General features: G+C 57.0%; 20 protein-coding genes and 5 pseudogenes. 12 read left to right on the top strand and 13 right to left on the bottom strand.

From position 1 onward, the window contains the following. Window positions 1-155 precede the first annotated feature (155 nt). On the top strand, window positions 156-1,094 hold the full coding sequence (gene pbpG / locus GM30_RS22565) for a D-alanyl-D-alanine endopeptidase (protein WP_049850418.1): 939 nt from the start codon (window positions 156-158) through the stop codon (window positions 1,092-1,094). Window positions 1,095-1,096: 2 nt separating this feature from the next. Here the strand turns inward: pbpG and dld are convergent. Continuing rightward, a pseudogene (dld, locus tag GM30_RS22560) lies at window positions 1,097-2,775 on the bottom strand (D-lactate dehydrogenase). A 200-nt stretch (window positions 2,776-2,975) separates the two neighbouring features. Between dld and bglX the strand changes: the two are divergent. The 5 genes and pseudogenes from bglX (at window position 2,976) to GM30_RS22535 (ending at window position 8,686) form a co-directional block, all read left to right on the top strand. After that, window positions 2,976-5,303: a beta-glucosidase BglX gene (bglX, locus tag GM30_RS22555; protein ID WP_049850417.1), complete on the top strand. Its 2,328-nt coding sequence runs from the start codon at window positions 2,976-2,978 to the stop codon at window positions 5,301-5,303. Between the two features lie 69 nt (window positions 5,304-5,372). Next, window positions 5,373-6,290 (top strand): glycine betaine ABC transporter substrate-binding protein OsmF, encoded by a 918-nt coding sequence (gene osmF, locus GM30_RS22550; RefSeq protein WP_049850416.1) that lies wholly within the window; start codon window positions 5,373-5,375, stop codon window positions 6,288-6,290. Window positions 6,291-6,297: 7 nt separating this feature from the next. Next, window positions 6,298-7,258, top strand: a pseudogene (locus GM30_RS22545) (ABC transporter permease). Beyond that, window positions 7,251-8,194: pseudogene (locus tag GM30_RS22540) on the top strand (ABC transporter ATP-binding protein). The pseudogenes GM30_RS22545 and GM30_RS22540 overlap by 8 nt, the downstream one beginning before the upstream one ends. Further along, window positions 8,178-8,686 (top strand): annotated as a pseudogene (locus GM30_RS22535) (hypothetical protein). Before GM30_RS22540 ends, GM30_RS22535 begins: the two co-directional pseudogenes overlap by 17 nt. Here GM30_RS22535 and GM30_RS25255 read toward each other — a convergent pair. After that, entirely contained in the window at window positions 8,661-8,774 is a 114-nt protein-coding gene (locus GM30_RS25255) for a protein YohO (protein WP_072091900.1), read from the bottom strand. The pseudogene GM30_RS22535 and the gene GM30_RS25255 sit on opposite strands and share 26 nt — an antisense overlap. 74 nt (window positions 8,775-8,848) lie before the next feature. Then, complete coding sequence (mlrA, locus tag GM30_RS22530) at window positions 8,849-9,580, bottom strand: HTH-type transcriptional regulator MlrA (protein ID WP_049850415.1); 732 nt, start codon at window positions 9,578-9,580, stop codon at window positions 8,849-8,851. Between the two features lie 226 nt (window positions 9,581-9,806). On the opposite strand from mlrA, the gene GM30_RS22525 reads away from it, so the two are divergent. From GM30_RS22525 to GM30_RS22515, 3 genes are all read left to right on the top strand, one after another. After that, a complete protein-coding gene (locus tag GM30_RS22525) occupies window positions 9,807-11,495 on the top strand; it encodes a sensor histidine kinase (protein WP_049850414.1) in 1,689 nt (562 codons plus the stop codon). Continuing rightward, window positions 11,489-12,208: a two-component system response regulator BtsR gene (gene btsR / locus GM30_RS22520; RefSeq protein WP_049850413.1), complete on the top strand. Its 720-nt coding sequence runs from the start codon at window positions 11,489-11,491 to the stop codon at window positions 12,206-12,208. Before GM30_RS22525 ends, btsR begins: the two co-directional genes overlap by 7 nt. A 104-nt stretch (window positions 12,209-12,312) precedes the next feature. Next, entirely contained in the window at window positions 12,313-12,777 is a 465-nt protein-coding gene (locus tag GM30_RS22515) for a YehS family protein (protein WP_049850412.1), read from the top strand. 40 nt (window positions 12,778-12,817) lie between these two features. On the opposite strand, the gene artJ is transcribed toward GM30_RS22515, so the two are convergent. The 6 genes from artJ to GM30_RS22485 form a co-directional block, all read right to left on the bottom strand. Then, window positions 12,818-13,549: an arginine ABC transporter substrate-binding protein ArtJ gene (gene artJ / locus GM30_RS22510; protein ID WP_049850411.1), complete on the bottom strand. Its 732-nt coding sequence runs from the start codon at window positions 13,547-13,549 to the stop codon at window positions 12,818-12,820. A 190-nt stretch (window positions 13,550-13,739) separates the two neighbouring features. Then, on the bottom strand, window positions 13,740-14,408 hold the full coding sequence (artM, locus tag GM30_RS22505) for an arginine ABC transporter permease ArtM (RefSeq protein WP_049850410.1): 669 nt from the start codon (window positions 14,406-14,408) through the stop codon (window positions 13,740-13,742). After that, a complete protein-coding gene (gene artQ / locus GM30_RS22500; protein WP_049850409.1) occupies window positions 14,408-15,124 on the bottom strand; it encodes an arginine ABC transporter permease ArtQ in 717 nt (238 codons plus the stop codon). Before artQ ends, artM begins: the two co-directional genes overlap by 1 nt. A 7-nt stretch (window positions 15,125-15,131) precedes the next feature. After that, window positions 15,132-15,863, bottom strand: coding sequence for an arginine ABC transporter substrate-binding protein ArtI (gene artI / locus GM30_RS22495; RefSeq protein ID WP_049850408.1), 732 nt, complete (start codon window positions 15,861-15,863; stop codon window positions 15,132-15,134). 19 nt (window positions 15,864-15,882) lie between these two features. Beyond that, window positions 15,883-16,611, bottom strand: a complete 729-nt coding sequence (gene artP / locus GM30_RS22490; protein WP_049850407.1) for an arginine ABC transporter ATP-binding protein ArtP — start codon at window positions 16,609-16,611, stop codon at window positions 15,883-15,885. A gap of 233 nt (window positions 16,612-16,844) precedes the next feature. Next, complete coding sequence (locus tag GM30_RS22485; protein WP_049850406.1) at window positions 16,845-17,360, bottom strand: lipoprotein; 516 nt, start codon at window positions 17,358-17,360, stop codon at window positions 16,845-16,847. 115 nt (window positions 17,361-17,475) lie between these two features. Between GM30_RS22485 and GM30_RS22480 the strand changes: the two genes are divergently transcribed. The 3 genes from GM30_RS22480 to GM30_RS26485 all read left to right on the top strand — a co-directional run bounded on the left by GM30_RS22480 (window position 17,476) and on the right by GM30_RS26485 (window position 19,335). Beyond that, window positions 17,476-17,799: a heavy metal-binding domain-containing protein gene (locus GM30_RS22480; protein ID WP_038154748.1), complete on the top strand. Its 324-nt coding sequence runs from the start codon at window positions 17,476-17,478 to the stop codon at window positions 17,797-17,799. Next, entirely contained in the window at window positions 17,796-18,620 is an 825-nt protein-coding gene (locus GM30_RS22475; protein WP_049850405.1) for an N-acetylmuramoyl-L-alanine amidase, read from the top strand. Before GM30_RS22480 ends, GM30_RS22475 begins: the two co-directional genes overlap by 4 nt. Window positions 18,621-19,188: 568 nt before the next feature. Beyond that, complete coding sequence (locus GM30_RS26485) at window positions 19,189-19,335, top strand: hypothetical protein (protein WP_155484037.1); 147 nt, start codon at window positions 19,189-19,191, stop codon at window positions 19,333-19,335. A 191-nt stretch (window positions 19,336-19,526) separates the two neighbouring features. Here the strand turns inward: GM30_RS26485 and GM30_RS22470 are convergent. The 4 genes and pseudogenes from GM30_RS22470 to poxB all read right to left on the bottom strand — a co-directional run bounded on the left by GM30_RS22470 (window position 19,527) and on the right by poxB (window position 24,731). After that, window positions 19,527-20,430, bottom strand: a pseudogene (locus GM30_RS22470) (NAD-dependent epimerase/dehydratase family protein). Between the two features lie 87 nt (window positions 20,431-20,517). Next, window positions 20,518-21,960 (bottom strand): SDR family oxidoreductase, encoded by a 1,443-nt coding sequence (locus GM30_RS22465; RefSeq protein WP_049850404.1) that lies wholly within the window; start codon window positions 21,958-21,960, stop codon window positions 20,518-20,520. A gap of 12 nt (window positions 21,961-21,972) precedes the next feature. After that, complete coding sequence (gene ltaE, locus GM30_RS22460) at window positions 21,973-22,974, bottom strand: low-specificity L-threonine aldolase (protein ID WP_049850403.1); 1,002 nt, start codon at window positions 22,972-22,974, stop codon at window positions 21,973-21,975. A gap of 38 nt (window positions 22,975-23,012) precedes the next feature. Beyond that, entirely contained in the window at window positions 23,013-24,731 is a 1,719-nt protein-coding gene (gene poxB / locus GM30_RS22455) for a ubiquinone-dependent pyruvate dehydrogenase (protein WP_049850402.1), read from the bottom strand. Window positions 24,732-24,843 lie beyond the last annotated feature (112 nt).

Below are 24,843 nucleotides of genomic sequence, written 5' to 3'. Positions count from 1 at the left end.
AATTGCGCACCGTCGGCTATCCGGCGGTGCAGCATTTCCTCACGATTATCTGCTGGCGACGCGGGAGTATAGCGGGGTATGATTCGGCTTCAGGAAATCCTGAAAACAATCAGCTACATTAATCTTTTGCCGAAAAAATAACCAGAATACTCACCATGCAGAAATTTCGAGTGTCCGTCCTCAGCCTCGCGCTGATNGTGCCATTTGCGCCACAGGCGAGCGCCAAAACCGTTGCAGCCGCAGCGGCTGCGCAACCGGAGATCGCGTCCGGTAGCGCGATGATTGTCGACCTGAATACCAATCAAGTGATTTATTCCAGTCACCCGGATCTTGTGCGTCCGATGGCGTCGATTACCAAAGTGATGACCGCGATGGTGGTGCTGGATGCGCATCTGCCGCTGGATGAGATGCTGACGGTGGATATCAGCCAGACGCCGGAAATGAAAGGCATCTATTCTCGCGTTCGTCTGAACAGCCAGATCAGCCGCAAAAACATGCTGCTGCTGGCGCTGATGTCGTCAGAGAACCGCGCGGCGGCGAGCCTGGCGCATCATTACCCTGGTGGTTACGGCGCGTTTATTAATGCGATGAATGCAAAAGCGAAAGCGCTGGGCATGACGCATACGCGCTATGTGGAGCCGACCGGGTTATCGATTCAGAACGTGTCAACGGCGCGGGACTTGACCAGACTGCTGATCGCCAGCAAACAGTATCCGCTGATCGGCCAGCTCAGCACCACCCGTGAAGATACCGCGACCTTTGCGCATCCGGCCTATACCCTGCCGTTTCGCAACACCAACCATCTGGTGTACCGCGATAACTGGAATATTCAGCTGACCAAAACCGGCTTCACCAACGCGGCGGGTCACTGCCTGATTATGCGCACGGTCATTAACAATCGCCCGGTGGCGCTGGTGGTGATGGATGCGTTCGGCAAATACACCCACTTCGCCGACGCCAGCCGCCTGCGTACGTGGGTGGAAACCGGGAAAATCATGCCGGTTCCGCCTGCCGCGCTGAGCTACAAAAAACAGCGCGAGGCACAGATGGCGAACGCCATGCTGCACGGTGAACAAACCACCCAGGCGGATTAACCTTATTCTGCCTTACTGACTGGGGCGGGCGTTTCGCCCCAGTATTTCCGCTTACTGGTCTTGCCGATCCCCGGGTTCATGCTGTTAGTGGGATCGTTTTCGCGATAGAACTGTTTCAGGCTGTCCGCCGCGTCATACAGATGGCCGACATTATGCTCCGCCGGGTACTGCGCCCCGCGTTCGCGCAACAATTCCAGCATCTGTTCTTTCAGCGCATGTGCGTCCACGCCTTTTTTGACGATGTAATCCTGATGGAACACGTGGCACATGAAGTGGCCGTAGTAGAGCTTATGCACCAGTTGGCTGTCGATCTCCGGCGGCAGACATTCAAACCAGTCGGTGTCGTTACGGCGTAGCGCGATGTCCAGCGCCAGAATATCTTCCACCTCATCGGCATGAACCGCCTGATAGCGGATCGCGGCGCCCGCGGCGGCAAAACGGTGCAGGAACGCTTTGCTGCCCTCTTCGGGGGTACAGTCGAAATACGCCCCTTCGGCCTGCTGAAAATAGTCATTCAGCCAGCGTTTCGCCTCAGCAATGCCATCGCCCGCCATTTTCAGCAGCAGATGATGTTCATACTTATCACGCCATTCTTTCATGCGCGGCGGCAGATGGTTGGGGAAAACGTGGCCAATTTTCTGCATAAAGCGGTCGGTGAAATGCGGTTTGAACAGCGACACTTTTTCCAGCATCGCGTCGGTGCGCCCCTTAAGAGTGAAGAAGAATGGCATCTTGTCGGTGCCGAGCTTGTCGATCATCAGGAACGTGTCTTTGCCGNNTATTTCCCCCCGCCACCGGCAGGTTTTCGAAGTTCGCCAGAATATGACGGCGGATCTCCGTCAGCACCGCTGGCTGGTTGGTGCCGATGTAAAATACCTGCTGGTTTTTTTCTGCCGGGAAGGTGTCGAGACGAACGGCGAACACCGCCAGTTTCCCCGCACAGCCGGAAGATTCGAACAGACGATCCGGGTCAGCGTTGTAGCGGGCCGGGGTTTCGGCATTAACGTCGCGCACGCGGGTGACGTAGTCGTGGTCGTGCGCGTGACGGCCATCGTGGCGCACGTCGCTCTCTTTGACGCGATCATCATCGAGCTTGCTCAGGATCTGCTCCGGCGTTTCGCCGAGATCGATGCCGAGATGGTTCACCAGTTGCAGTTTGCCCTGTTCGTCGATACGCGCGAACAGTGACATTTCGGTATAGGCCGGGCCACGCTGCACCAGCGAACCGCCGGAGTTATTGCNTGCAGGAGGAGCCAATCACCGAGTGCGGCTCGCGGCCGAACGGCTTGAGTGCTTTTTCCAGCGAATAGAGCGTAGTGCCGGGGAAGGCGAGCACCTGTTCGCCTTTGTCGAGCAGATGCAGTTTGTCGAGGCGCAGGGTGCTGATGATGACAATCTCACGGTCATAATCATTACCGTTTGGTGTGGAGCCTTCGGTCAGCCCGGTGTTGGCTGCCTGCATCAGAATGATTTTGTCAGCGTTGACGCAGGCGTTCAGTACGCGCCAGAATTCCAGCAACGAGCCGGGGAATACCACCGCCAGCGCGTCGCCCTGACCTGAGCGAAAACCTTTGCGATAGCGTTGCGTTTTGGCCGGATCGGTCAGCAGGTGAGCATGACCAACCAGGCGGGCGAGTTCGGCCAGAAGGGCGTTATTATCAGTTATTTTTGTGGAAGACATCTTTCCACTCCTTGTGGTGAGCATATTTGTCGCGCTTAAGCATAGCGCTTTGTATGACAATTAGATCCGCGAATGCGGTAGAAAAATCAGAGAATAACCTTAGCATTATTCTTATCTCCCGTTTAGGCTTATGGCAACCAGCGGTTTTTTAAGTGCTTTTGCCGGGTTACCCGGCCCGAAATAGAGAGTAAAAACATCACATGAAATGGCTATGTTCTGTAGGCGTTGCGGTTAGCCTGGCGCTGCAACCGGCGCTGGCTGACGACCTGTTCGGTAACCATCCGTTGACGCCCGAAGCCCGGGATGCGTTTGTCACGGAGCTGCTCAAGAAAATGACCGTGGATGAAAAAATCGGTCAACTGCGTCTTATCAGCGTTGGCCCGGATAACCCGAAAGAGGCGATTCGGGAGATGATCAAAGCGGGGCAGGTGGGCGCTATTTTCAATACCGTCACCCGCCCGGACATCCGTGCGATGCAGGATCAGGTGATGGAACTTAGCCGCCTGAAAATTCCGCTGTTCTTTGCCTACGATGTGATCCACGGTCAGCGCACCGTGTTTCCGAACAGCCTCGGCCTTGCCTCTTCTTTTAACCTCGATGCGGTGAAAACCGTGGGCCGTGTTTCGGCGTATGAAGCCGCGGACGACGGTCTGAACATGACATGGGCACCGATGGTCGACGTCTCCCGCGATCCGCGCTGGGGGCGCGTCTCGGAAGGCTTCGGTGAAGATACCTACCTGACCGCCATCATGGGGAAAACCATGGTGGAATCGATGCAGGGTAAAAGCCCGGCGGACCGCTACTCGGTGATGACCAGCGTCAAACACTTCGCGGCCTACGGCGCCGTGGAGGGCGGTAAAGAATACAATACCGTCGACATGAGCTCACAGCGCCTGTTCAACGACTATATGCCGCCGTACAAAGCGGCGCTGGATGCGGGCAGCGGCGGGGTGATGGTGGCTCTGAACTCGCTGAATGGCACTCCGGCGTCGTCAGATTCATGGCTGCTGAAAGATCTGCTGCGCGACGAGTGGGGCTTCAAGGGCATCACCATTTCCGACCACGGAGCGATTAAAGAGCTGATCAAACACGGTACGGCTTCTGACCCGGAAGATGCAGTGCGCGTGGCGCTCAAGTCCGGCATCAACATGAGCATGAGCGACGAGTATTACAGCAAATACCTGCCGGAGCTGGTGAAGTCGGGCAAAGTCACCATGGCGGAACTGGACGACGCAACCCGTCACGTGCTGAACGTGAAATACGACATGGGGCTGTTTAACGATCCGTACAGCCATCTGGGGCCGAAAGATTCGGACCCGAAAGACACCAACGCCGAAAGCCGCCTGCATCGTAAAGAAGCCCGTGACGTGGCGCGTGAAAGTCTGGTGCTGTTGAAAAACCGCCTCGACACGCTGCCGCTGAAGAAGACTGACACCGTTGCGGTGGTTGGCCCGCTGGCCGACAGCAAGCGCGACATGATGGGCAGTTGGTCTGCCGCCGGGGTGGCCGATCAGTCCGTCACGCTGCTGACCGGGATCCGCAACGCGGTGGGTACGCAGGGTAAAGTGATCTACGCCAAAGGGGCGAACGTCACCAGCGACAAAGGCATTGTTGATTTCCTCAATCAGTATGAGCCTGCCGTGGTGGTTGATCCGCGCACGCCGCAGGCGATGATTGACGAGGCCGTGACCGCGGCGAAGCAGTCTGACGTGGTGGTCGCTGTGGTGGGTGAAGCGCAGGGGATGGCGCACGAAGCCTCCAGCCGCACTGATATCACCATTCCGCAGAGCCAGCGCGACCTGATTGCCGCGCTGAAAGCCACCGGTAAACCGCTGGTGCTGGTGCTGATGAACGGTCGTCCGCTGGCGCTGGTGAAAGAAGATCAGCAGGCCGATGCGATTCTGGAAACCTGGTTTGCCGGGACGGAAGGCGGAAACGCCATCGCCGATGTGCTGTTTGGCGACTACAACCCGTCCGGCAAGCTGCCGATGTCCTTCCCGCGCTCGGTGGGGCAGATCCCGGTGTATTACAGCCATCTCAACACCGGTCGTCCGTATAATCCGGAAAAACCGAACAAATACACCTCGCGCTACTTTGACGAAGCCAACGGGCCGCTCTACCCGTTTGGTTATGGCCTGAGCTACACCACCTTCACCGTCTCCGATGTGAAAATGTCGGCGCCGTCGATGCAGCGCAACGGCAAAGTCACCGCCAGCGTGGACGTCACCAACATCGGCAAGCGCGAAGGGGCGACGGTGATTCAGATGTACCTGCAGGACGTCACCGCCTCGATGAGCCGCCCGGTCAAACAGCTGCGCGGCTTTGAGAAAGTGAACCTCAAACCCGGCGAAACCCAGACCGTGAGCTTCCCGATTGACGTAGAAGCGCTGAAATTCTGGAACCAGCGGATGAAATATGACGCAGAGCCCGGCAAGTTCAACGTCTTTATCGGTGTCGATTCTGCTCGGGTGAAACAGGNNTTTCCCCGCCAGACCGGCGGTACAGATAATCACGCATTCTCCGGTTAAACGGACCGTTTTCGTCTACGCTTTTCATTCAAGGCTATGAAAAAGAGCATAAAACACGAGGAATAACGCATGACAATGACAAAGGGGTGGGCGGCGACGGTGGCACTCGCGGCGGCATTCAGTCTGCCGCTTCAGGCCGCGGAGCCGGTCAAAGTCGGATCGAAAATTGATACCGAAGGCGCGCTGCTCGGCAATATCATTTTGCAGGTGCTGGAAAGCCACGGCGTCAAAACGGTCAATAAAGTACAGCTCGGTACCACGCCGGTAGTGCGGGGCGCCATCACCTCTGGCGCGCTGGATATCTACCCGGAATATACCGGCAACGGCGCGTTTTTCTTCAAAGAGGAAAACGATCCGGCGTGGAAAAATGCCCAACAGGGCTATGAAAAAGTCAAAAAACTGGACGCGGAGCAGAACAAGCTGGTCTGGCTGACGCCTGCGCCTGCCAACAATACCTGGACTATCGCCGTCCGTCAGGATCTGGCGAAGGAAAACAAACTGACTTCCCTGGCGGATCTCAGTCGTTATCTGAAAGAGGGCGGTAAATTTAAGCTGGCGGCATCGGCAGAATTTATCGAGCGAACGGATGCGCTGCCCGCGTTCGAAAAAGCCTATGATTTCAAACTGAATCAGGATCAGCTGCTGTCGCTGGCCGGGGGCGATACCGCCGTGACCATCAAAGCCGCGGCGCAGCAAACATCTGGTGTCAACGCCGCGATGGCCTACGGTACCGACGGCCCGGTAGCCGCACTCGGGTTACAGACCCTGAGCGATCCGAAAGGTGTACAGCCTATTTACGCGCCAACGCCGGTGGTCAGAGAAGCGGTGCTGAAAGCGTATCCGCAACTGGACGAATGGCTGAAACCGGTGTTCGCCAGCCTCGATGAAAAAACGCTGCAACAGCTGAATGCCAGCATTGCCGTGGAAGGGCTGGATGCCAAAAAAGTGGCGGCTGATTACCTGAAACAAAAAGGACTGGTGAAATAACGGAACCGTGTCGATTCAATGTCATAACCGGGTCGTGCTGCTGCTGGTGCTGATTGCACTGGCGGCAGCGATGCTTCCCTTTATCAACTACGCACCCAACCGGCTGATGTCGGGCGAGGGGCGGCAACTGTGGCAGATTGGCACGTTCTCTTCTTACTGGCTGCTGGCGTTGCCTGTGGCCTTTGTTGTGCTTAGTCTGCTGCCTGGCAGGTTCCCGCTATGGGCCACGTTCATTCTCGCGCAACTCGCGTTCATCACCTTGTTCTGGTCAGCCGGACAGGCCGCCACGTTGCTGGCCACCAGCGAAAGCCCGCTGGCNGGTAGCGGTTTATGGCTGTGGCTGGCGCTGTCGTTGCTGATTTGCAGCGACACGGCGCGGCGGTTGACCACGCGTTCCGCCTGGCGCTGGCTGCTCAACGCGCAGATCTGGATTATTCCCTGCGTACTGCTGTGGCTGGGGAAACTGGACAATCTTTCGCTGCTGAAGGAGTACAGCAACCGCCAGGACGTGTTTAACGATGCGCTGATGCAGCACCTGACGCTGCTGTTCGGCACGCTGCTGCCGGGGCTGGCAATCGGCATTCCGCTCGGGCTGTGGTGTTACCGCCATGATTCACGCCAGACCTCTGTGTTTACCACCCTGAACATTATTCAGACCATCCCTTCGGTGGCGCTGTTTGGCCTGCTGATTGCGCCGCTGGCCGGGCTGGTGCAACAGTTCCCGACGCTGGCGAAAATCGGTATTGCCGGTAAGCCTGCGGGTGGTGGTGGTGCAAACGGTGGGCATAGCGGTGATTGCCGCCCTCATCGGCGCGGGCGGTTTTGGTGCGCTGGTGTTTCAGGGGCTGCTGAGCAGTGCGCTGGATCTTGTCCTGTTAGGGGTGATCCCAACGATTGTGCTGGCCGTCGTGCTGGATGCGCTGTTTGGCCTGTGGATTGCCCTGCTGAAAGGGGAGCGAAATGATTGAATTTGAGCATGTGAGCAAAAGCTTCTCAGGGCTGGAGGCGGTAAAAGATCTCTCGCTGAACCTGCGGGAAGGGGCGTTCTCGGTGCTGGTGGGCACTTCCGGCTCGGGGAAATCCACGNCCTGAAAATGATCAACCGGCTGGTGGAGCACGACAGCGGCATCATTCGTTTTGCCGGGGAAGAAATCCGTCAGCAACCGGTACTCGAAATGCGTCGGCGAATGGGGTACGCCATTCAGTCGATCGGGCTCTTTCCGCACTGGACGGTGGCGCAGAACATCGCTACCGTGCCGCAACTGCAGAAATGGTCGCGCGGCAAAATCGACCAGCGTATTGAGGAACTGATGGCGTTGCTCGGCCTTGAGCCTGCGTTGCGTGAGCGTTATCCACATCAGCTGTCGGGCGGCCAGCAGCAGCGCGTCGGCGTGGCGCGGGCGCTGGCGGCGAACCCGGAAGTGCTGCTGATGGACGAACCCTTTGGCGCGCTTGATCCGGTAACCCGTACCGCGCTGCAACAGGAGATGAGCCGTATACATCGGCTGCTCGGACGAACCATTGTGCTGGTCACCCATGACATCGACGAAGCGCTGCGCCTCGCCGATCACCTGGTGTTGATGGACAGCGGCGAAGTGATCCAGCAGGGCACGCCGCTGGAGATCTTAAGCCATCCGCACAACGACTTTGTACGCACCTTTTTCGGCAGCAGCGAGCTGGGCGTGCGGCTGCTGTCGCTGCGCGAAGTCCGGCATTATCTGCGCCATGATGAACAGGCTGAAGGCGAACCGCTGCAGGAGGCGATNNTGCGCGAGGCGCTGTCGGCGTTTGTGGCGCAGCAGCGGCTCAGTCTGCCGGTGGTTGATGCGCAGGGCGCGCCATGCGGCGTGCTGCATTTTGCCGATCTGCTGCGTGAGGAGGAAAACGGTGCAACGGTTTCGTGACCCGCTGCTGTGGCTGATTGCGCTGTTTGTCGCGTTGCTGTGGCTGCTGCCGCACAGTGGCCCGCTGTTTCAGGCGCTGTTCCCTCAATTGCCGCGCCCGCTCTATCAACAGGAGAGCTTCCTGACGCTGACGCTGGCGCATTTCTGGCTGGTGGGGGTGTCGAGCCTGGCGGCGGTCGTGCTGGGCGTTGGCGCAGGCATACTGGTAACGCGTCCGGCGGGGCGTGAATTCCGTACGCTGGTGGAAACCATTGCGGCGATGGGGCAGACCTTTCCNTCCGCACCTCGGTCATTATTAACATCGGCACGGCGGCTATCGCGTCAACGGTAGGGGCAAACACGCTCGGTACGCCGATCATCATCGGGCTGAGCGGCTTTAATACGGCTTATGTGTTGCAGGGGGCGGTTCTGGTGGCGCTGGCGGCGATTATTGTTGACCGTGGGTTTGAGCGGCTGAACCGCTGGCTCAGCCGACACCGCCACGAACAATAAACGAATATCCCGCGAGCATCACACCACTGATGCCGCCGATAGCCATCAGCGCGAAGAGAGTAATAACAGCGATTTTTGCGGGTTTCATAGCAGGCTCCTGTGTTAACGCCGTTATTCTACTATGAAACGCCTTTGTTATTAAATGAATGCCTCGACGTAACGCTACGCGCCGAGGGAGACCACCTCGTAACCCGCGTCCCGCCAGCGTGCAAGTTGTTGTGTCTGCAAGGACGATGGCGACTCTCCGCACCAGACCAGCAGCGTTTTGCCTTCAAAAATTTCCGGCCGCAGCTGGGTCAGCGAGTGGGCAAGTATATCTACCCGCCAGCCCTGCTCTGAGGCCATCCAGCCTTCAAGCCACAGACGGGTGGTATCATGAATATTCCAGCCGACCACCAGCGCCTCTTTTCCGGCTTTGCGGTGTCCGCTCAATAAACAATGCGAAATATGGTTGATTAAGATGCCGTCGAGCATGCTCAGCAACATATGCAGCGTGGCTTGCTGGCATTGCAGGCGTCGGCGGAGCGGAATGAACAGATAGGTCACCAGCGTTTGCGCGGGGTAGTCGCGCCCGCGCTCTTTGATCCACATGCGCAGTCGGTTCAGGTTGCCGTTTTGCAGGTAGCTGAGCAGGATCTCCTGCTGCTCCAGCCAGCCGGTCTGCTGCGCGCTGGTCTTTTCAGATAACAGCGATTTGACTTTACCGACCTGCACGCCGGTGTCTATCCAGCGCTGGATTTCCCGAATACGGTCGATGTCTTCTTCATTAAATAAGCGGTGTCCGCCGTCCGTGCGTTGTGGTTTTAGCAATCCATAGCGGCGCTGCCAGGCGCGTAACGTTACAGGATTGATGTCACAAAGCAGAGCTACTTCACCGATGCTGTAAAGCGCCATGTTTTCACCTTTGCCACTAACTTCCCAGTTTAACTGTAGTCACTAAATCCCGAACCAGGAAAATTTGTTTGTTTTTTGTTCAGTGCTCAGCCGAAACGGGTGAAAAAAGCGTAACGAAAGCGTGATCTTAGCCGCGTTTTTTCGTTTTTATGCCTCGCTTCAAAGAAAGTTTTATAGCCGCAGGGTAGATTACGCACATTCAGGCGTTGTATGGCTTAGGTCGGGTATGTACGAGTTTAATCTGGTGTTGCTGCTGCTTCAGCAGATGTGTGTGTTTCTGGTCATCGCCTGGCTGATGAGCAAAACCCGGCTCTTTATTCCGCTGATGCAGGTTACTGTGCGCCTGCCGCACAAACTCCTCTGTTACGTTACGTTCTCCATTTTCTGCATTATGGGGACCTACTTTGGTCTGCATATCGAAGACTCTATCGCTAACACCCGCGCCATCGGTGCCGTGATGGGGGGCCTGTTAGGCGGCCCGGTGGTGGGCGGTCTGGTCGGCCTGACCGGTGGGCTGCACCGCTATTCGATGGGGGGTATGACGGCGCTGAGCTGCATGATTTCGACCATTGTCGAAGGGCTGCTGGGCGGTCTGGTACACAGCGTGTTGATTCGCCGTGGCCGCCCGGACAAAGTGTTCAGCCCGATCACCGCAGGTGCCATCACCTGTTTTGCTGAACTGGTGCAAATGATCATCATCCTGCTGATTGCGCGGCCATTTAACGATGCGCTGCATCTGGTGCAAAGCATTGCCGCGCCGATGATGGTCACTAATACCGTGGGCGCGGCACTGTTCATGCGCATTCTGCTCGACAAGCGGGCGATGTTCGAAAAATACACCTCGGCGTTTTCCGCCACCGCGCTGAAAGTCGCAGCCTCGACGGAAGGGATTTTGCGCCAGGGCTTTAACGAAGAAAACAGCATGAAGGTGGCGCAGGTGCTGATTCAGGAGCTGGATATCGGCGCGGTAGCGATCACCGACCGCGATAAGCTGCTGGCCTTCACCGGCATTGGCGACGACCACCATCTGCCGGGCAAACCCATTTCGTCGTCATACACGCAAAAAGCGATTGATACCGGCGACGTGGTATATGCCGACGGCAATGAAGTGCCGTATCGCTGCTCGATTCACCCGAACTGCAAGCTCGGCTCGACGCTGGTCATTCCCTTACGTGGTGAGAATCAGCGCGTTATCGGCACCATTAAGCTCTATGAAGCGAAAAACCGCCTGTTCAGTTCGATTAACCGCACGCTGGGCGAGGGGATCGCGCAGCTGCTGTCGGCGCAAATCCTCGCCGGGCAGTACGAGCGGCAAAAGGCATTGCTGACCCAGTCGGAAATCAAATTGCTGCACGCGCAGGTGAATCCACACTTTTTGTTTAACGCGCTGAATACGCTGATGGCGGTGATCCGTCGCGACAGCGATCAGGCGGGGCAACTGGTGCAGTACCTGTCGACCTTCTTCCGTAAAAACCTGAAGCGGCCCTCGGAAGTGGTGACCCTGGCGGATGAGATAGAACATGTGAACGCCTATCTGCAAATCGAAAAGGCGCGTTTCCAGTCCCGCCTGCAAGTGACGCTGTTTGTCCCGGAATCGCTGTCGCACCATCAGTTGCCCGCGTTTACGCTGCAGCCCATCGTGGAAAACGCGATAAAACACGGTACCTCGCAACATCTTGGCGTGGGCGAGATCTCCATTCAGGCGAGCCAGCACGGGCAGTATCTGCAACTGGATATCGAAGATAATGCCGGACTGTATCAACCCAGAGAAAACGCCAGTGGGCTGGGCATGAATCTGGTGGATAAACGCCTTCGCGCCCGCTTCGGGGACAAGTGCGGCATTACGGTCACTTGTGAACCGGAGCGTTTTACCCGTATCACTCTGCGACTGCCCCTGGAGGAGACTGCATGCTAAATGTGCTGATTGTCGATGATGAACCCCTGGCACGAGAGAATCTGCGCATTCTGCTACAGGAACAAAACGATATTGAGATTGTGGGCGAGTGTGCGAATGCGGTCGAAGGTATCGGCGCCGTGCATCGTCTTCGCCCGGACGTGCTGTTTCTCGACATCCAGATGCCGCGCATCAGCGGGCTGGAGATGGTCGGCATGCTCGACCCGGAACACCGGCCGTACATCGTTTTTCTGACTGCTTTCGATGAGTACGCGGTAAAAGCTTTTGAAGAGCATGCGTTTGATTACCTGCTCAAGCCCATCGAAGCAAAGCGGCTGGAGAAGACCCTGACGCGCCTGCGCCAGGAGCGTCACCTGCAGGATGTCTCCGTGCTCGGTGAAAACCAGCAGGCGCTGAAATACATCCCTTGCAGCGGACACAGCCGGATCTACCTGCTGCAAATGGAAGATGTGGCGTTCGTCAGCAGCCGGATGAGCGGTGTGTTCGTCACCAGCAGCGAAGGCAAAGAAGGGTTCACCGAATTAACCCTGCGCACGCTGGAAAACCGTACCCCGCTGGTGCGCTGCCACCGTCAGTATCTGGTCAATCTGGCGCACCTGAAAGAGATCCGCCTTGAGGAAAACGGTCAGGCGGAACTGCTGCTGCGCGCCGGGCAAACCGTTCCGGTCAGCCGTCGTTATCTGAAAAGCCTGAAAGAGGCGATTGGGTTGTAGCCCGGTTGCGGTTACACTACCGGCTTGCGCCTGATTCCAGCCATCGTTTTTTTACCCGGCGGCCTGTACGTGCCGGGTCAACCGCTTAATTTTCTGAAGGCAACATGCTGAATAATGACATTTTACGTAGCCTGCGCTACACCCTGAAAACCAACAACCAGGGTCTGGTGCGTCTCATGGCGCTCGGCGAAACGGACGTGACTGAAGCGCAGATTGCGCCCTGGTTGCGCAAAGAAGAGGAAGAGGGGTTTGAGCGTTGCCCGGACATCGTGTTGTCCGCATTGCTGAATGGTCTGATTTACGACAAACGCGGGCGTGATGAAGATGCGCCGCCGCTGGCGCTGGAACGCCGGCTGAATAACAACATCGTGCTGAAAAAGCTGCGTATCGCCTTTTCCCTGAAAACGGACGATATTCTGGCGATCCTCACCGAGCAAAAATTCCGCGTATCAATGCCGGAAATCACCGCCATGATGCGCGCCCCGGAACACAAAAACTTCCGCGAGTGCGGCGATCAGTTCCTGCGCTATTTTCTGCGCGGTCTGACGGTGCGTCTGCATCAGGCATAAAAAAAGCCGGATTGCTCCGGCTTGATGTGGTTTTTAAGTCTTAGCCCGGGAACCACTGGTCGTTGATTTTCTGATAGGTGCCATCGGCTTTGATGGCTTTCAGTGCGGCGTTCAGTTTCTCCACCAGCGCCTTGTTATCCGGGCGAACCGCGATGCCAAGACCGGTGCCGAAGTATTGCGGATCGGTCACTTTCTCTGTCGCGGTACCCAGCTGCGGGTTGGTTTTCAGCCATTCGTTAACCACCGCGGTATCACCAAATACGCCGTCAATACGGCCGTTTTTCAGATCGATAATCGCGTTCTGGTAGCTGTCGTAAGCGACGGTTTTCACTTCCGGGTGCTTATCCTGCAAATACTTCTGATGCGTGGTGCCGTTTTCCATGCCGATGCGCTTGCCTTTCAGATCGTCGAACGTCTTATAGGCGTCTTTCTTCGCAATCACTACCGCCGAGTTGGCGTAGTACGGATCGGTAAACGTCACCTGTTTGCTACGCTCCGGAGTGATATCCATCCCTGAAATCACCGCGTCGTATTTCTTAAACTTCAGCGACGGGATCAGGCTGTCAAAGGCGTGGTTGGTGAAGGTGCATTCTGCCTGCATTTGCTTGCACAGCGCCTTCGCCAGATCGATATCAAAACCCACAATCTGGTTGCTGGCGTCCAGCGATTCAAAAGGTGGATAGGTGGCGGACACGCCAAAGCTGATTTTTTCCGCGGCGACTGCGCCAGTGGCAAAGGTGGCAAACATTGCGGCCAGAAGTAATTTTTTCATGCTAAAGCTCCCGTCTGTCAATCTTATGATGTGGTGCCGTAAGGCAGGGCTTTACGATGTCACAAAATGAATTTATATGCAATAAACATGAGTAAATATTTTTATAAGAATAAAAAAAGACGGGAAGTAAAGGTACTTGCCCGTCTGGATGATACAAAACTATTCAATGTCTGGTAAAAACACCGGCACGTTATTTGCGTGTTTCAAAGGCCAGTGCTTTGCGTTCGATAAGACGCATCATCAGTGTCAACAGACCGTTGACGATGAGGTAAATCACCCCCGCTGCGCCGAATACCATAACATCATAAGTCCGCCCGTAGAGCAACTGTCCGTGACCCATTACTTCCATCAATGTGATGGTGTACGCCAGCGAGGTACTTTTGAAGATCAGCACCACCTCGTTGGAGTAGGAGGAGAGGGCGCGTTTGAACGCGTACGGCAACAGAATCGCCAGCGTGTCTTTCTTGCTCATCCCCAGCGCGCCGCAGGACTGCCATTGCCCTTCCGGGATGGCGCGGACGGCACCGTAAAAAAGCTGTGTGGTGTACGCCGCACTGTTGAGCGACAGCGCAATCAGCGCGCAGAGCCACGGTTCCGACAGCAGATGCCAGATAACCGGATATTCCTGCAGCGTCGGGAACTGGCCCGGACCGTAGTAAATCAGGAAGATCTGCACCAGCAGCGGCGTACCGGTAAACAGCGTGATGTAGGCGCGGACAAACCACACCAGCACCGGCGTTTTCAGCGTCAGGATGACGGTGAAAATCAGCGCCAGAACCAACGCGACAAGCAGCGACGCTACGGTCAGCGTCAGGCTGGTATGCAGCCCTTTCAGCAGTTCAGGAAAATACTCAACCATCAGCCTGGTCTCCGTTCAAAGCGAGTGGCACGCAGGTCAATGCGTTTGAGAATGTACTGACTGAAGAGGGTGATCACCAGATAAATAGCCGCCGCCACGATATACCAGGTAAACGGCTCCTGGGTACGCGTCGCGATGCTCTTGGTCTGCAGCATCAGGTCGTTCACGCTGATAAGCGACACCAGCGCCGTGTCCTTCAGCAATACCAGCCACTGGTTACCCAGCCCCGGCAACGCATGACGCCACATCTGCGGCATCACCAGACGGAAGAAGATCGCGCTTTTCGACAGCCCCAGCGCCTGACCCGACTCCCACTGGCCCACTGGCACCGCTTTCAGCGCACCGCGCAGGGTTTGCGAGGCATAGGCGGAATAGAGCAGCGACAGCGCAATCACGCCGCACAGGAACGGGCTGACGTCGAAGTTTTCGATCGCCATCTGCACCGGGATCTGCACCACGCCCAGGTTCAGGGTAAAGCCGTCGGAGAGCATCAGCAGCAGCTGAGAGGAGCCAAAATAGATAAACAGGACCACCAGAATTTCCGGCAGCCCGCGTAGCACGGTCACCAGCGCGGACCCCGCCCATGCGACCGGGCGCCATTTGGCAGACTCCCAGACCGCAAAGAACATCGCCAGCACAAGGCCGATGATCAGTGCACAAAGGGCAAGGCCGACGGTCATCCCGGCGGCGCTTGCTAAAGGAAAAAATTCGTTCATTCAGGAATTACTTCTGAAACCATTTGTTGTAGATGGTTTCGTATGTCCCATCTTTCTTCACTTTTTCCAGCGCAGCGTTAAATTTCTGCTGCAGTTCGGTATTGCCCTGACGCACGGCGATGCCGAGGCCGGTGCCGAAGTAGTCTTTATCCGTCACTTTGTCGCCCACTGGCGCCAGTTTCGGGTTCGCTTTCAGCCATTCAGTGACCACTGCGGTATCACCGAAGACCGCATCGATACGACCGTTTTGCAGATCCAGTTTCGCGTTCTGGTAGCTGTCGTAAGGTACGGTGGTGATTTCCGGATGTTTATCCATGATGAATTTCTGGTGCGTGGTGCCGTTCTGCACGCCTACTTTTTTCCCTTTCAACTGATCGATGCCGGTGAATTTACCCTGCTGACCGATAAACAGCGCGGAGTTGTCGTAGTAAGGGGTGGTGAACAGTACCTGTTTCTCACGCTCCGGGGTGATATCCATACCGGCCATGACGGCGTCGATGCGGCGGAATTTCAGGCTCGGGATCAGGCTGTCAAAGGCCTGGTTGGTAAAGGTACAGGTGGCGTCGATCTCTTTACACAGCGCATTCGCCAGATCCACGTCAAAACCGACAATCTTGTTATTCGCATCAATCGATTCAAACGGAGGATAAGAAGCTTCCGTCGCAAAACGAATCGACTGAGCTGCTGTTGCAGAAAGGCTGACGCTGGCAAGCAGCGCGGCAATCAGTATTTTTTTCATTGTCATTGTCCCGAAAACTTTAGTGTGAAAGGTAGTTTTTAAAGGCATCGGTTTTCGGTTCCGCGAAACAGCGCGCGTCACCTTGCTCGATGATGTGACCGTTTTCCATATAGACCACCCGACTGGCGGTTTTACGCGCCACTTCCACTTCATGGGTGACGATCACCTGGGTAATTTTAGTGTCTGCCAGTTCGCGAATGATACTGACGATTTGCGCGGTGATTTCCGGATCCAGCGCCGCGGTCGGTTCATCAAACAGCAACACCTGCGGCTCCATCATCAACGCGCGGGCAATCGCCACACGCTGCTGCTGACCGCCGGAAAGGTGCAGCGGATAACGATCGCTGTAGGGCGTAAGACGCAGACGTTCCAGCAGCTTACCCGCACGTTCACGCGCCTGATCTTTACTGAGCCCCAGCACACGGCAGGGCGCTTCAATCAGGTTTTGCAGCACGGTCAGATGAGGCCACAGGTTGTATTGCTGAAACACCATCCCGACGTTCTGCCGCAGCTCGCGGATAGCCTTGTCGGACGGGGTTTTAGCAAAATCGAAATGGTTGCCTTCAATGGAGAGTTTGCCGGAACGCGGCATCTCCAGAAGGTTAAGTACGCGTAGCAAAGAGCTTTTGCCTGCACCGCTTGGGCCAAGCAGTACCAGAGTTTCACCCTGTTGACACTCCAGCGTAATGTCAAAAAGCGCCTGATGTGCGCCATAGAAGCAATTGATGCCGTCTAATTTAATACTCATCGATACTCTTCATGCTTACAGAAAGGGCAGACATTGAGGCCGGAAATAGTAACGTTGACAGAATAGTTATGCAATATTTATGCGTTAAAACTTAAATATAAACCACGTTACTTACTAAACTTAGCACAAAATAGCGAAAGCAAAGGGCGGAAGGCAGAAATGTCGGCATTCATCACAGAATGCCAGACATTTTATCGGGGTTATCATTCAGCGCGTGGCGGCAGCTGGCATAATTAGCGCTTTTCAAGCACCTGGCGCAGCGTACCGGCTGGCGCGTGGGCATTCGCCCCCAGATAGCGCACGTCATCCACCGCCCAGCACTGGCCTTCGCGGATCATCAGCACCTCGTCCTGCCAGCGTTGTGTCCCTTGTTTCAGGTCGACACGCAGCGGAATGTTTCGTGCATCGGTATTCGGAATGGTGGAGGCGCTGGCGACATCGGCGCTTTCCGGCAGCGTGGTGCTGCTGGAGAACGGATCGGACTGCAGAATGGCGCGATCGTCAGGGTTACTGCTGGCATTGTTCAGCAGTTTTGCCAGGCTGTCGCTGAGATACGGACGCAGACCGGTCAGATCGTTATTGTTGTGCTGAATGCGGTAGTCGTAAAATTGCTGAGCGACCGCGTCTGGCCCGCCGTCAACACACGGGCCGCTGCGGGTGCCAATATCCTTAAATGCTGGTGTGACGGTGGTGCAGGCGCTGAGCAACAGCGCGCAGGGAGCCAGAAGAGCGAGTTTTGTATAGCGCATCAGGATTTCCTTATAAACTAATGTGGTAAATATCTTTTCAAGCATAGCGTATCGATCCGATAATGCGTTTGCGTATCTGAGCTAACGCATTGAACCTAAACAAAGGAGCCTGGAAATGCAATTCTCAACGACACCGACCCTGGAAGGGCAAACCATCGTGGAATACTGCGGCGTGGTCACCGGTGAGGCCATCCTGGGTGCCAACATCTTCCGCGACTTCTTTGCCGGCATCCGCGACATCGTCGGCGGACGCTCCGGCTCCTATGAAAAAGAGCTGCGCAAGGCGCGGGAAATCGCCTTCGAAGAGATGGGCGATCAGGCAAAATCGATGGGCGCGGATGCGATCGTCGGTATTGATATCGATTACGAAACGGTCGGCCAGAACGGCAGTATGCTGATGGTGAGCGTCAGCGGGACGGCGGTCAAAACCCGTCGATGAAACGCCTTTTACTGCTGTTGGCTGTACTGCTCGCGGGCTGTGCCGGTGAGCAGGGCATTGTGGACAAAGACGGGTATCAACTGGATACCCGTTACCCCGCGCAGGTCGCGCTGCCACGCATCAAGGTGCTGGTGATCCACTATACCGCCGATGATTTCGACGTTTCGCTGGCAACGTTGACCGATAAACACGTCAGCGCGCATTATCTGATCCCCGAAAACCCGCCGGTATACCGCGGCAAACCGCGCATCTGGCAGCTGGTGCCGGAAGATAAACTGGCCTGGCATGCGGGGATCAGCTTCTGGCGTGGCGCCACGCGCATTAACGACACCTCAATTGGCCTTGAGCTGGAAAACCACGGCTGGCAGAAATCTGCTGGCCTGAAGCATTTTACACCGTTCGCGCCGGGGCAAATAAGCGCGCTGATCCCGCTGGCGAAGGAGATTATCGCCCGCTATGACATCGCCCCGAACAACGTGGTGGCACATGCTGACGTCGCGCCGCAGCGTAAGGACGATCCCGGTCCGCTGTTCCCCTGGCGGCAACTGGCGCAACAGGGCATTGGTGCCTGGCCGGATGCCGCCCGCGTCGCGTTTTACCTCAACGGGCGTTCGCCGTACGAACCGGTAGAGACCGCCTCGCTGCTCGATCTGCTTTCCCGTTACGGGTATGAGGTGACGCCGGATATGACTGACGCGCAGCAGAAACGGGTGATTATGGCGTTTCAGATGCACTTCCGCCCGGCACGCTGGGATGGCGCGGCGGATGCGGAAAGTCAGGCGATCGCCGAAGCGTTGTTAGAGAAATACGGGCAGGGGTGAGATTATCGCGAAGCTTAACGGCATATGTGACGCTGAGCACAGGGTTCCGTTCACCTCAAGTTCACCGTTCCTCTGGCAGGTCTGCGCCCGTGAACGTGTTAAGGGCGTTCTCCGCCACGCCCTTAACAATCCCGGCTCCCGGCAGGAAAATTGCCGCTTCGCGGTCCCCTCCGCTTATTCCTCCAGGCTATCGGGTCGGGCGCGAGGTAACATCCCTGTAAAGCGCGCCCTAAGCCCACATCCCTGTGGGCTTCCCCGGTCTTACGGAAACGCGTCGGCAATTTTCAGCCGGACTATCCACACATCGGCAATTGTGCAGCCATGCAGAGCGCCGAAAAGCGTTTTTCTTATATTTAACAAGCCGCTATAAAAAAATTGCGAGCCGCTTTCCAGAATTTATTTCTAGCGATAGCTGGGTATACTCCCTCATGTTTATGGTGGATGACCGGGAGCTTCGTAAGAAGCGCCAGTTATCACATGCACTGGTACGCCAATTCCGGTTCATCCACCGCCAGTGAACCTGGCGTTTCCGGCGGTGGTTTATTCACTTTGCATGTGGAATATACCAATGACAAGACCTCTCACTCTGCTGATCTATAGCGAACTCACCGTCCGTCATCCTGACTTTATCGATCTTGCCGAACGGTGCGAGTTACTGCCGCAGATCCTGCTTGATTGCCAGTATGCCGAAGATGCCGCGCCAGTCTGTCGCTGACTATCTGGATGCGTTGTATGACTCTCTCGACGAGACCATGGCTGACTTTCGTATGATGCAACTGACAGCAGAAAGTCTGCCTCAATCCTCTTGCTGCATGATGTCGTGGAATTCATGGCCGGGTAATTAAAAGCCCCGAGATTTTGTCAGGTGTAGCGTGTAGGCCCGTGCAAACGGAGTGCCGCCGGGCGCTAGCGGTGCAGCTTCCCGTGGTCGCGCAGCCAGGCGGCGGTGCGCACAATCCCTTCATCCACAGAGATCACCGGCTGGTAGCCCAGTTCGTCCTGCGCACGGGTGGTGTCGAGCGTGAAATCAAAATTCAGCTTTGAGACGCCATAGTGCGTCAGGGCAGGTTCTTTGGCGGATTTATTGCCGAAGTGCTCCATGCTGCGGGCGATCATGTCCAGCATCGGGTAGGGCACCGAGCGGATGCGGCATGTGATGCCCAGCTCGTCGATGAGCTTTTGCACAATGCTGCGCAGCGTGCGNCAGCGCCTCGCCGCCACGCGGCAGCAGCACGCTGCCGTAGTGGTGCATCATCTGCGCCAGACGGGGGATAAACACTTTGTCATGCGGCCCGAACAGGCTTTGCGGGCGCAAAACGGTAAAGCGAGTGTTCGGGTTGGCCTGCGCCAGCATCTGGATGACGTCTTCACCGGCGGCCTTGCTGCGGGCGAATTCGTTGGCAAAGCGGTGCGGGCGAAACGCTTCCTGAATATCCCGGTGATGGTGATAATCGAAATAGAGCGACGGGGATGAGATATGAATAAAATTACGCACGCCCCACGCCACGGCCCATTCACCCAGACGGCGGGTGGCGCGCACGTTAGCGAGATCGAACGCCTGCTGCGTGCCCCAGGGCGAAGTAAAGCTTGAGCAATGCCACAGCGTATCGACGCCCGCCAGCATCACTTTGGCCTGAGAAGAGACCAGTTCGGTAAGATCGGCATGGACGAACTCCGCACCCATTTTCATCAGCAGCTTGCCCATCGCTTCGTTGCGACCCGTGGCGCGTACGCTGATGCCTTTGTTGCGCAGGTATTCCACCGCATTGCGGCCTAAACCGCTGGTGGCGCCGGTGACCAGAACCTTCATATCCGTCCACATGATAAAAAAAGAATTTCGTGCGCATTTTTCCGTGAAATCCCGCAGTATGCAATGGGAAACATGAAAGAACTGCTGCTATCTTAAGTCTTTGACTGTGATTTGTTCTGCAAAACGCACAATTGTTCGTGCCATGCCCCTGAAAATGAACAGGTGCGCGGGGATCATCAGCAACCAGTAAAACAGCCCCGGCATGCCATGCGGGTGCCACCAAGCGCGTACGTCCAGCTCGCGGTGGGTGCCTTTATCGCTGAGCGTAAAGCTGAGGCGACCGAGCCCCGGCGCTTTCATGCCAAACAGCAGAGTGAGCTGTTTTTCCGGCTCGACCACGATCACTTTCCAGCTGTCCACGGCGTCGCCGGTTTGCAGGTACGGGTGGGTAGGGCGGCCTTTTGCCAGCTTATGACCGACCAGCAGATCGAGACTGGCGCGAATTTTCCACAGAATATTGCCGAAGAAGTAGCCCTCTTTGCCGCCGATGCGGTTAACCACTTCCCACAGCGCGCTCAGGCTGGCAGAGGTCTGCACGGTGCAGCCCGCCTGTTTGGCGTAATAGCCATACTCTGGTCGCCAGCGGGCAAACGCCTGCGGGTCATAACCCCAGTCGCTGGAATTGACTAGCTTCTCTTCTTCCTTCAGCGTGCGACGCACCGCGTCGTCAAAGCGAATCAACGGTTGTGGAATCAGGGCGCGCAGCGCGGCGTCATCGGCTAACAAATCGTGTTTCAGCCCCTGAATCAGCGCTTTGGCGATGGTCGGCGGCACGGAGGTGATCACATTCAGAAACCACACCGACACCCAACTGGTGGGGAAGGGGACGGGGATCAGCGGCCGGTGGCGACCGCTGACGTCCATGAAATGCGCAAACTGTTGTTGATAACTCAGCACCTCCGGCCCGGCGGCTTCAAAAACGCGGTGCGCCGGAGCGGGGTGGTTTAACAGTTCCACCAGATAGTAGAGCAGGTTTTCCAGCGCGATCGGCGTGGTGCGCGAGCGCACCCAGCGCGGCGGCGTCAGTACCGGCAGGTTGTAAACCATGTCGCGCATCACCTCGAAGGCGGCAGATCCCGCGCCGACGATGATCCCGGCCCGCAGTTCCGTCACCGGACAGCCTGCGTCACGCAGCACGTCGGCGGTGAGTTGCCGGGCGCGCAGGTGTTCCGACTGCTCGCTTTCAGGTGCCTGTAGCGAGCTGAGAAAAATGACCTGTTTTACCGGCGTTTCACGCAACGCATCGCGCACGTTCAGCGCCACCTGCCGTTCATGAGCGACAAAATCCCCCCCTTCGCCCATGCCGTGCACCAGGTAGTAGAGCGTCTCCACGCCATTTAACAGTTCGGGAAGATTTTTCGGCCAGTTGAGATCGACGTAATGACAGCTGACGCCGGGCAGTTGCCGTTTCTCCAGCCGTTCGATACGACGTGCCGCCGCCCGCACGGTATACCCGCGCTGGCTCAGTTCAGTCACCAGATGTTGGCCGATATAGCCACTGGCGCCGAGCACCAGGATGGGTTGCGACACGTACGCAGCTCCTTAACGCTGTAAAAATGCCTGCCAGTGGCTGACCACCTGCGCCAGCTGCTCGCGGTTGACGTCAAGGTGCATCACCAGACGCAGCGCAGGGGCGGCGTTGATCAGCACACCGCGCTCACGCATAAATTCGCCCAGCGCGGCAGCATGCGCTTCACCGACGCGAACAAACAGCATGTTGGTGTCGTGGCGCATCACATCGACGCCAATGTCACGCAGCTGCGAGGCCATCCAGGCGGCGTTGTCGTGATCTTCCTGCAGCCGCTGAACGTTGTTTTTCAGCGCATACAGCCCGGCGGCGGCCAGAATACCGGCCTGACGCATCCCGCCACCGGCCATTTTACGCCAGCGGGTTGCCCGCCTGATGTAGTCCGCGCTGCCGACCAGCAGTGAACCGACCGGCGTTCCCAGCCCTTTTGACAGGCAAATGGTGAAGGAGTCGCAGTATTGCGTCACCGCATTAAGCTCGCAGCCGTAATCCACCACGGCGTTAAAGATACGTGCGCCATCGACGTGCAGGGAAAGACCGCGCTCGCGGGTGAATTCCCAGGCCTGTTTCAGGTAGTCGCGCGGCAGTACTTTGCCGTTGTGGGTGTTTTCCAGACTCAGTAGGCGCGTGCGGGCAAAGTGAATATCATCGGCTTTGATTTTTGCCGCCACTTTGTCGAGCGGTAACGTGCCGTCCGGCGCGGCGTCAATTGGCTGCGGCTGGATGCTGCCCAGCACAGCGGCGCCGCCCGCTTCATACAGATAGTTATGCGCTACCTGGCCGACGATATACTCTTCGCCGCGTTCGCAATGGCTCAGCAGCGCCACGAGGTTTGCCTGGGTACCGGTAGGTAAAAAAAGCGCGGCTTCTTTGCCGCCCAGTTCGGCGGCGTAGCGTTGCAGTTCGTTGACGGTAGGGTCGTCGCCATAAACGTCATCCCCGACCGGGGCGGCCATCATTGCGTCAAGCATGGCGCGCCCGGGGCGGGTGACGGTATCACTACGTAGATCGATCACGGCATTTCCTTATCAGATACAGGGTAATGCCCCCCTTTTTACCTGAGCCAGTTGGTTTTCGCCAGTTCGATCACTTCATCACCGCGTCCGCTGATGATGGCGCGCAGCATATACAGGCTGAACCCTTTGGCCTGCTCGAGTTTTATTTGTGGCGGGATCGCCAGCTCTTCTTTGGCGACCACCACATCCACCAGCACCGGGCCATCAATGCTGAAGGCGCGCTGGAGCGCATCATTGACGTCCGCCGCTTTCTCTACCCGAATGCCGGTAATGCCGCAGGCTTCGGCGATGCGGGCGAAGTTGGTGTCGTGCAGTTCGGTGCCGTCGGTCAGGTAACCGCCGGCTTTCATTTCCATTGCCACAAAACCGAGCACACTGTTGTTGAAGACGATAATTTTCACCGGCAGTTTCATCTGCACCACCGACAGGAAATCCCCCATCAGCATGCTGAAACCGCCGTCGCCGCACATCGCCACTACCTGACGGTTAGGGGCAGCGGCTTTAGCCCCCAGCGCCTGCGGCATGGCGTTGGCCATTGAGCCATGGTTGAACGAGCCAATCAGGCGGCGCCTGCCGTTCATTTTCAGATAACGAGCCGCCCAGACGGTAGGCGTGCCCACGTCGCAGGTAAAGATCGCGTCGTCATCAGCGAGGTCACTGATTTGCTGCGCCAGATACTGCGGGTGAATGGATTTGTCGCTCGGTTTGGCCAGGTCATCCAGCCCTTTGCGCGCATCGCGATAGTGCTCCAGCGCTTTGTCGAGGAATTTGCGGTCGGTTTTCTCTTCCAGATACGGCAGCAGCGCCGCCAGCGTGGATTTGATATCGCCCACCAGCGCCATATCGACTTTGCTGTGCGCACCAATCCCGCCGGGGTTGATATCAATCTGAATGATTTTGGCGTCGGTCGGGTAGAAGGCGCGGTACGGGAACTGGGTGCCGAGCAGCACCAGCGTATCGGCGTTCATCATGGTGTGGAAGCCGGACGAGAAGCCAATCAGCCCGGTCATGCCGACGTCGTACGGGTTGTCGTACTCAACATGCTCTTTGCCGCGCAGGGCATGGACAATCGGCGCTTTCAGTTTGGCGGCAAACTCGACCAGCTCTTTATGCGCCCCGGCACAACCGCTGCCGCACATCAGGGCGATATTGCTCGAATAGCGCAGCAGTTGCGCGAGCTTTCTCAGCTCTTCGTCGGCAGGTGTCACCACGGGCTGCGGGGCGTGATACCAGTGCGAACTGGCGGTTTCCGGCGCCGGTTTCAGAGCCACATCGCCAGGTAATACCACCACCGACACGCCGCGTTTCAGCACCGCCTGACGCATCGCCACCGCCAGCACCTGGGGGATCTGATCGGGGTTCGAAACCAGCTCGCAATAGTGGCTGCATTCGCGAAACAGCTCCTGCGGATGCGTCTCCTGGAAATAGCCGCTGCCGATTTCGCTCGACGGAATATGCGCGGCGATCGCCAGCACCGGCACGTGGTTGCGATGGCAGTCAAACAGACCGTTAATCAGGTGCAGGTTGCCTGGCCCGCACGAGCCCGCACATACCGCCAGCTCCCCGGTCAGTTGGGCTTCTGCGCCTGCGGCAAAGGCCGCTACCTCTTCATGGCGTGTCGACATCCAGTCAATGGTTCCCATGCGATTCAGGCTGTCGCTCAGACCGTTCAGAGAGTCGCCAGTGACCCCCCAGATACGTTTAACGCCCGCCTGCTCAAGTGTTTTTGCAATATAAGCCGCCACGGTTTGTTTCATGGGTGCCCTTCTCCTTTTAGTGATATCGCTTACAAGCTTAGAAGAAAGTCGCTGTATTGCCCGACAAAACCCCCCAATTAAAAGGTGCTTTTCAGGCGCAATTATTCGGCAT

This window comes from Trabulsiella odontotermitis, assembly GCF_001188485.1.
In the GTDB taxonomy this organism is placed as follows: domain Bacteria; phylum Pseudomonadota; class Gammaproteobacteria; order Enterobacterales; family Enterobacteriaceae; genus Trabulsiella; species Trabulsiella odontotermitis_A.
Note: the sequence above shows the minus strand (reverse complement) of the source record. Positions and strands in the feature narration are given on the sequence as shown.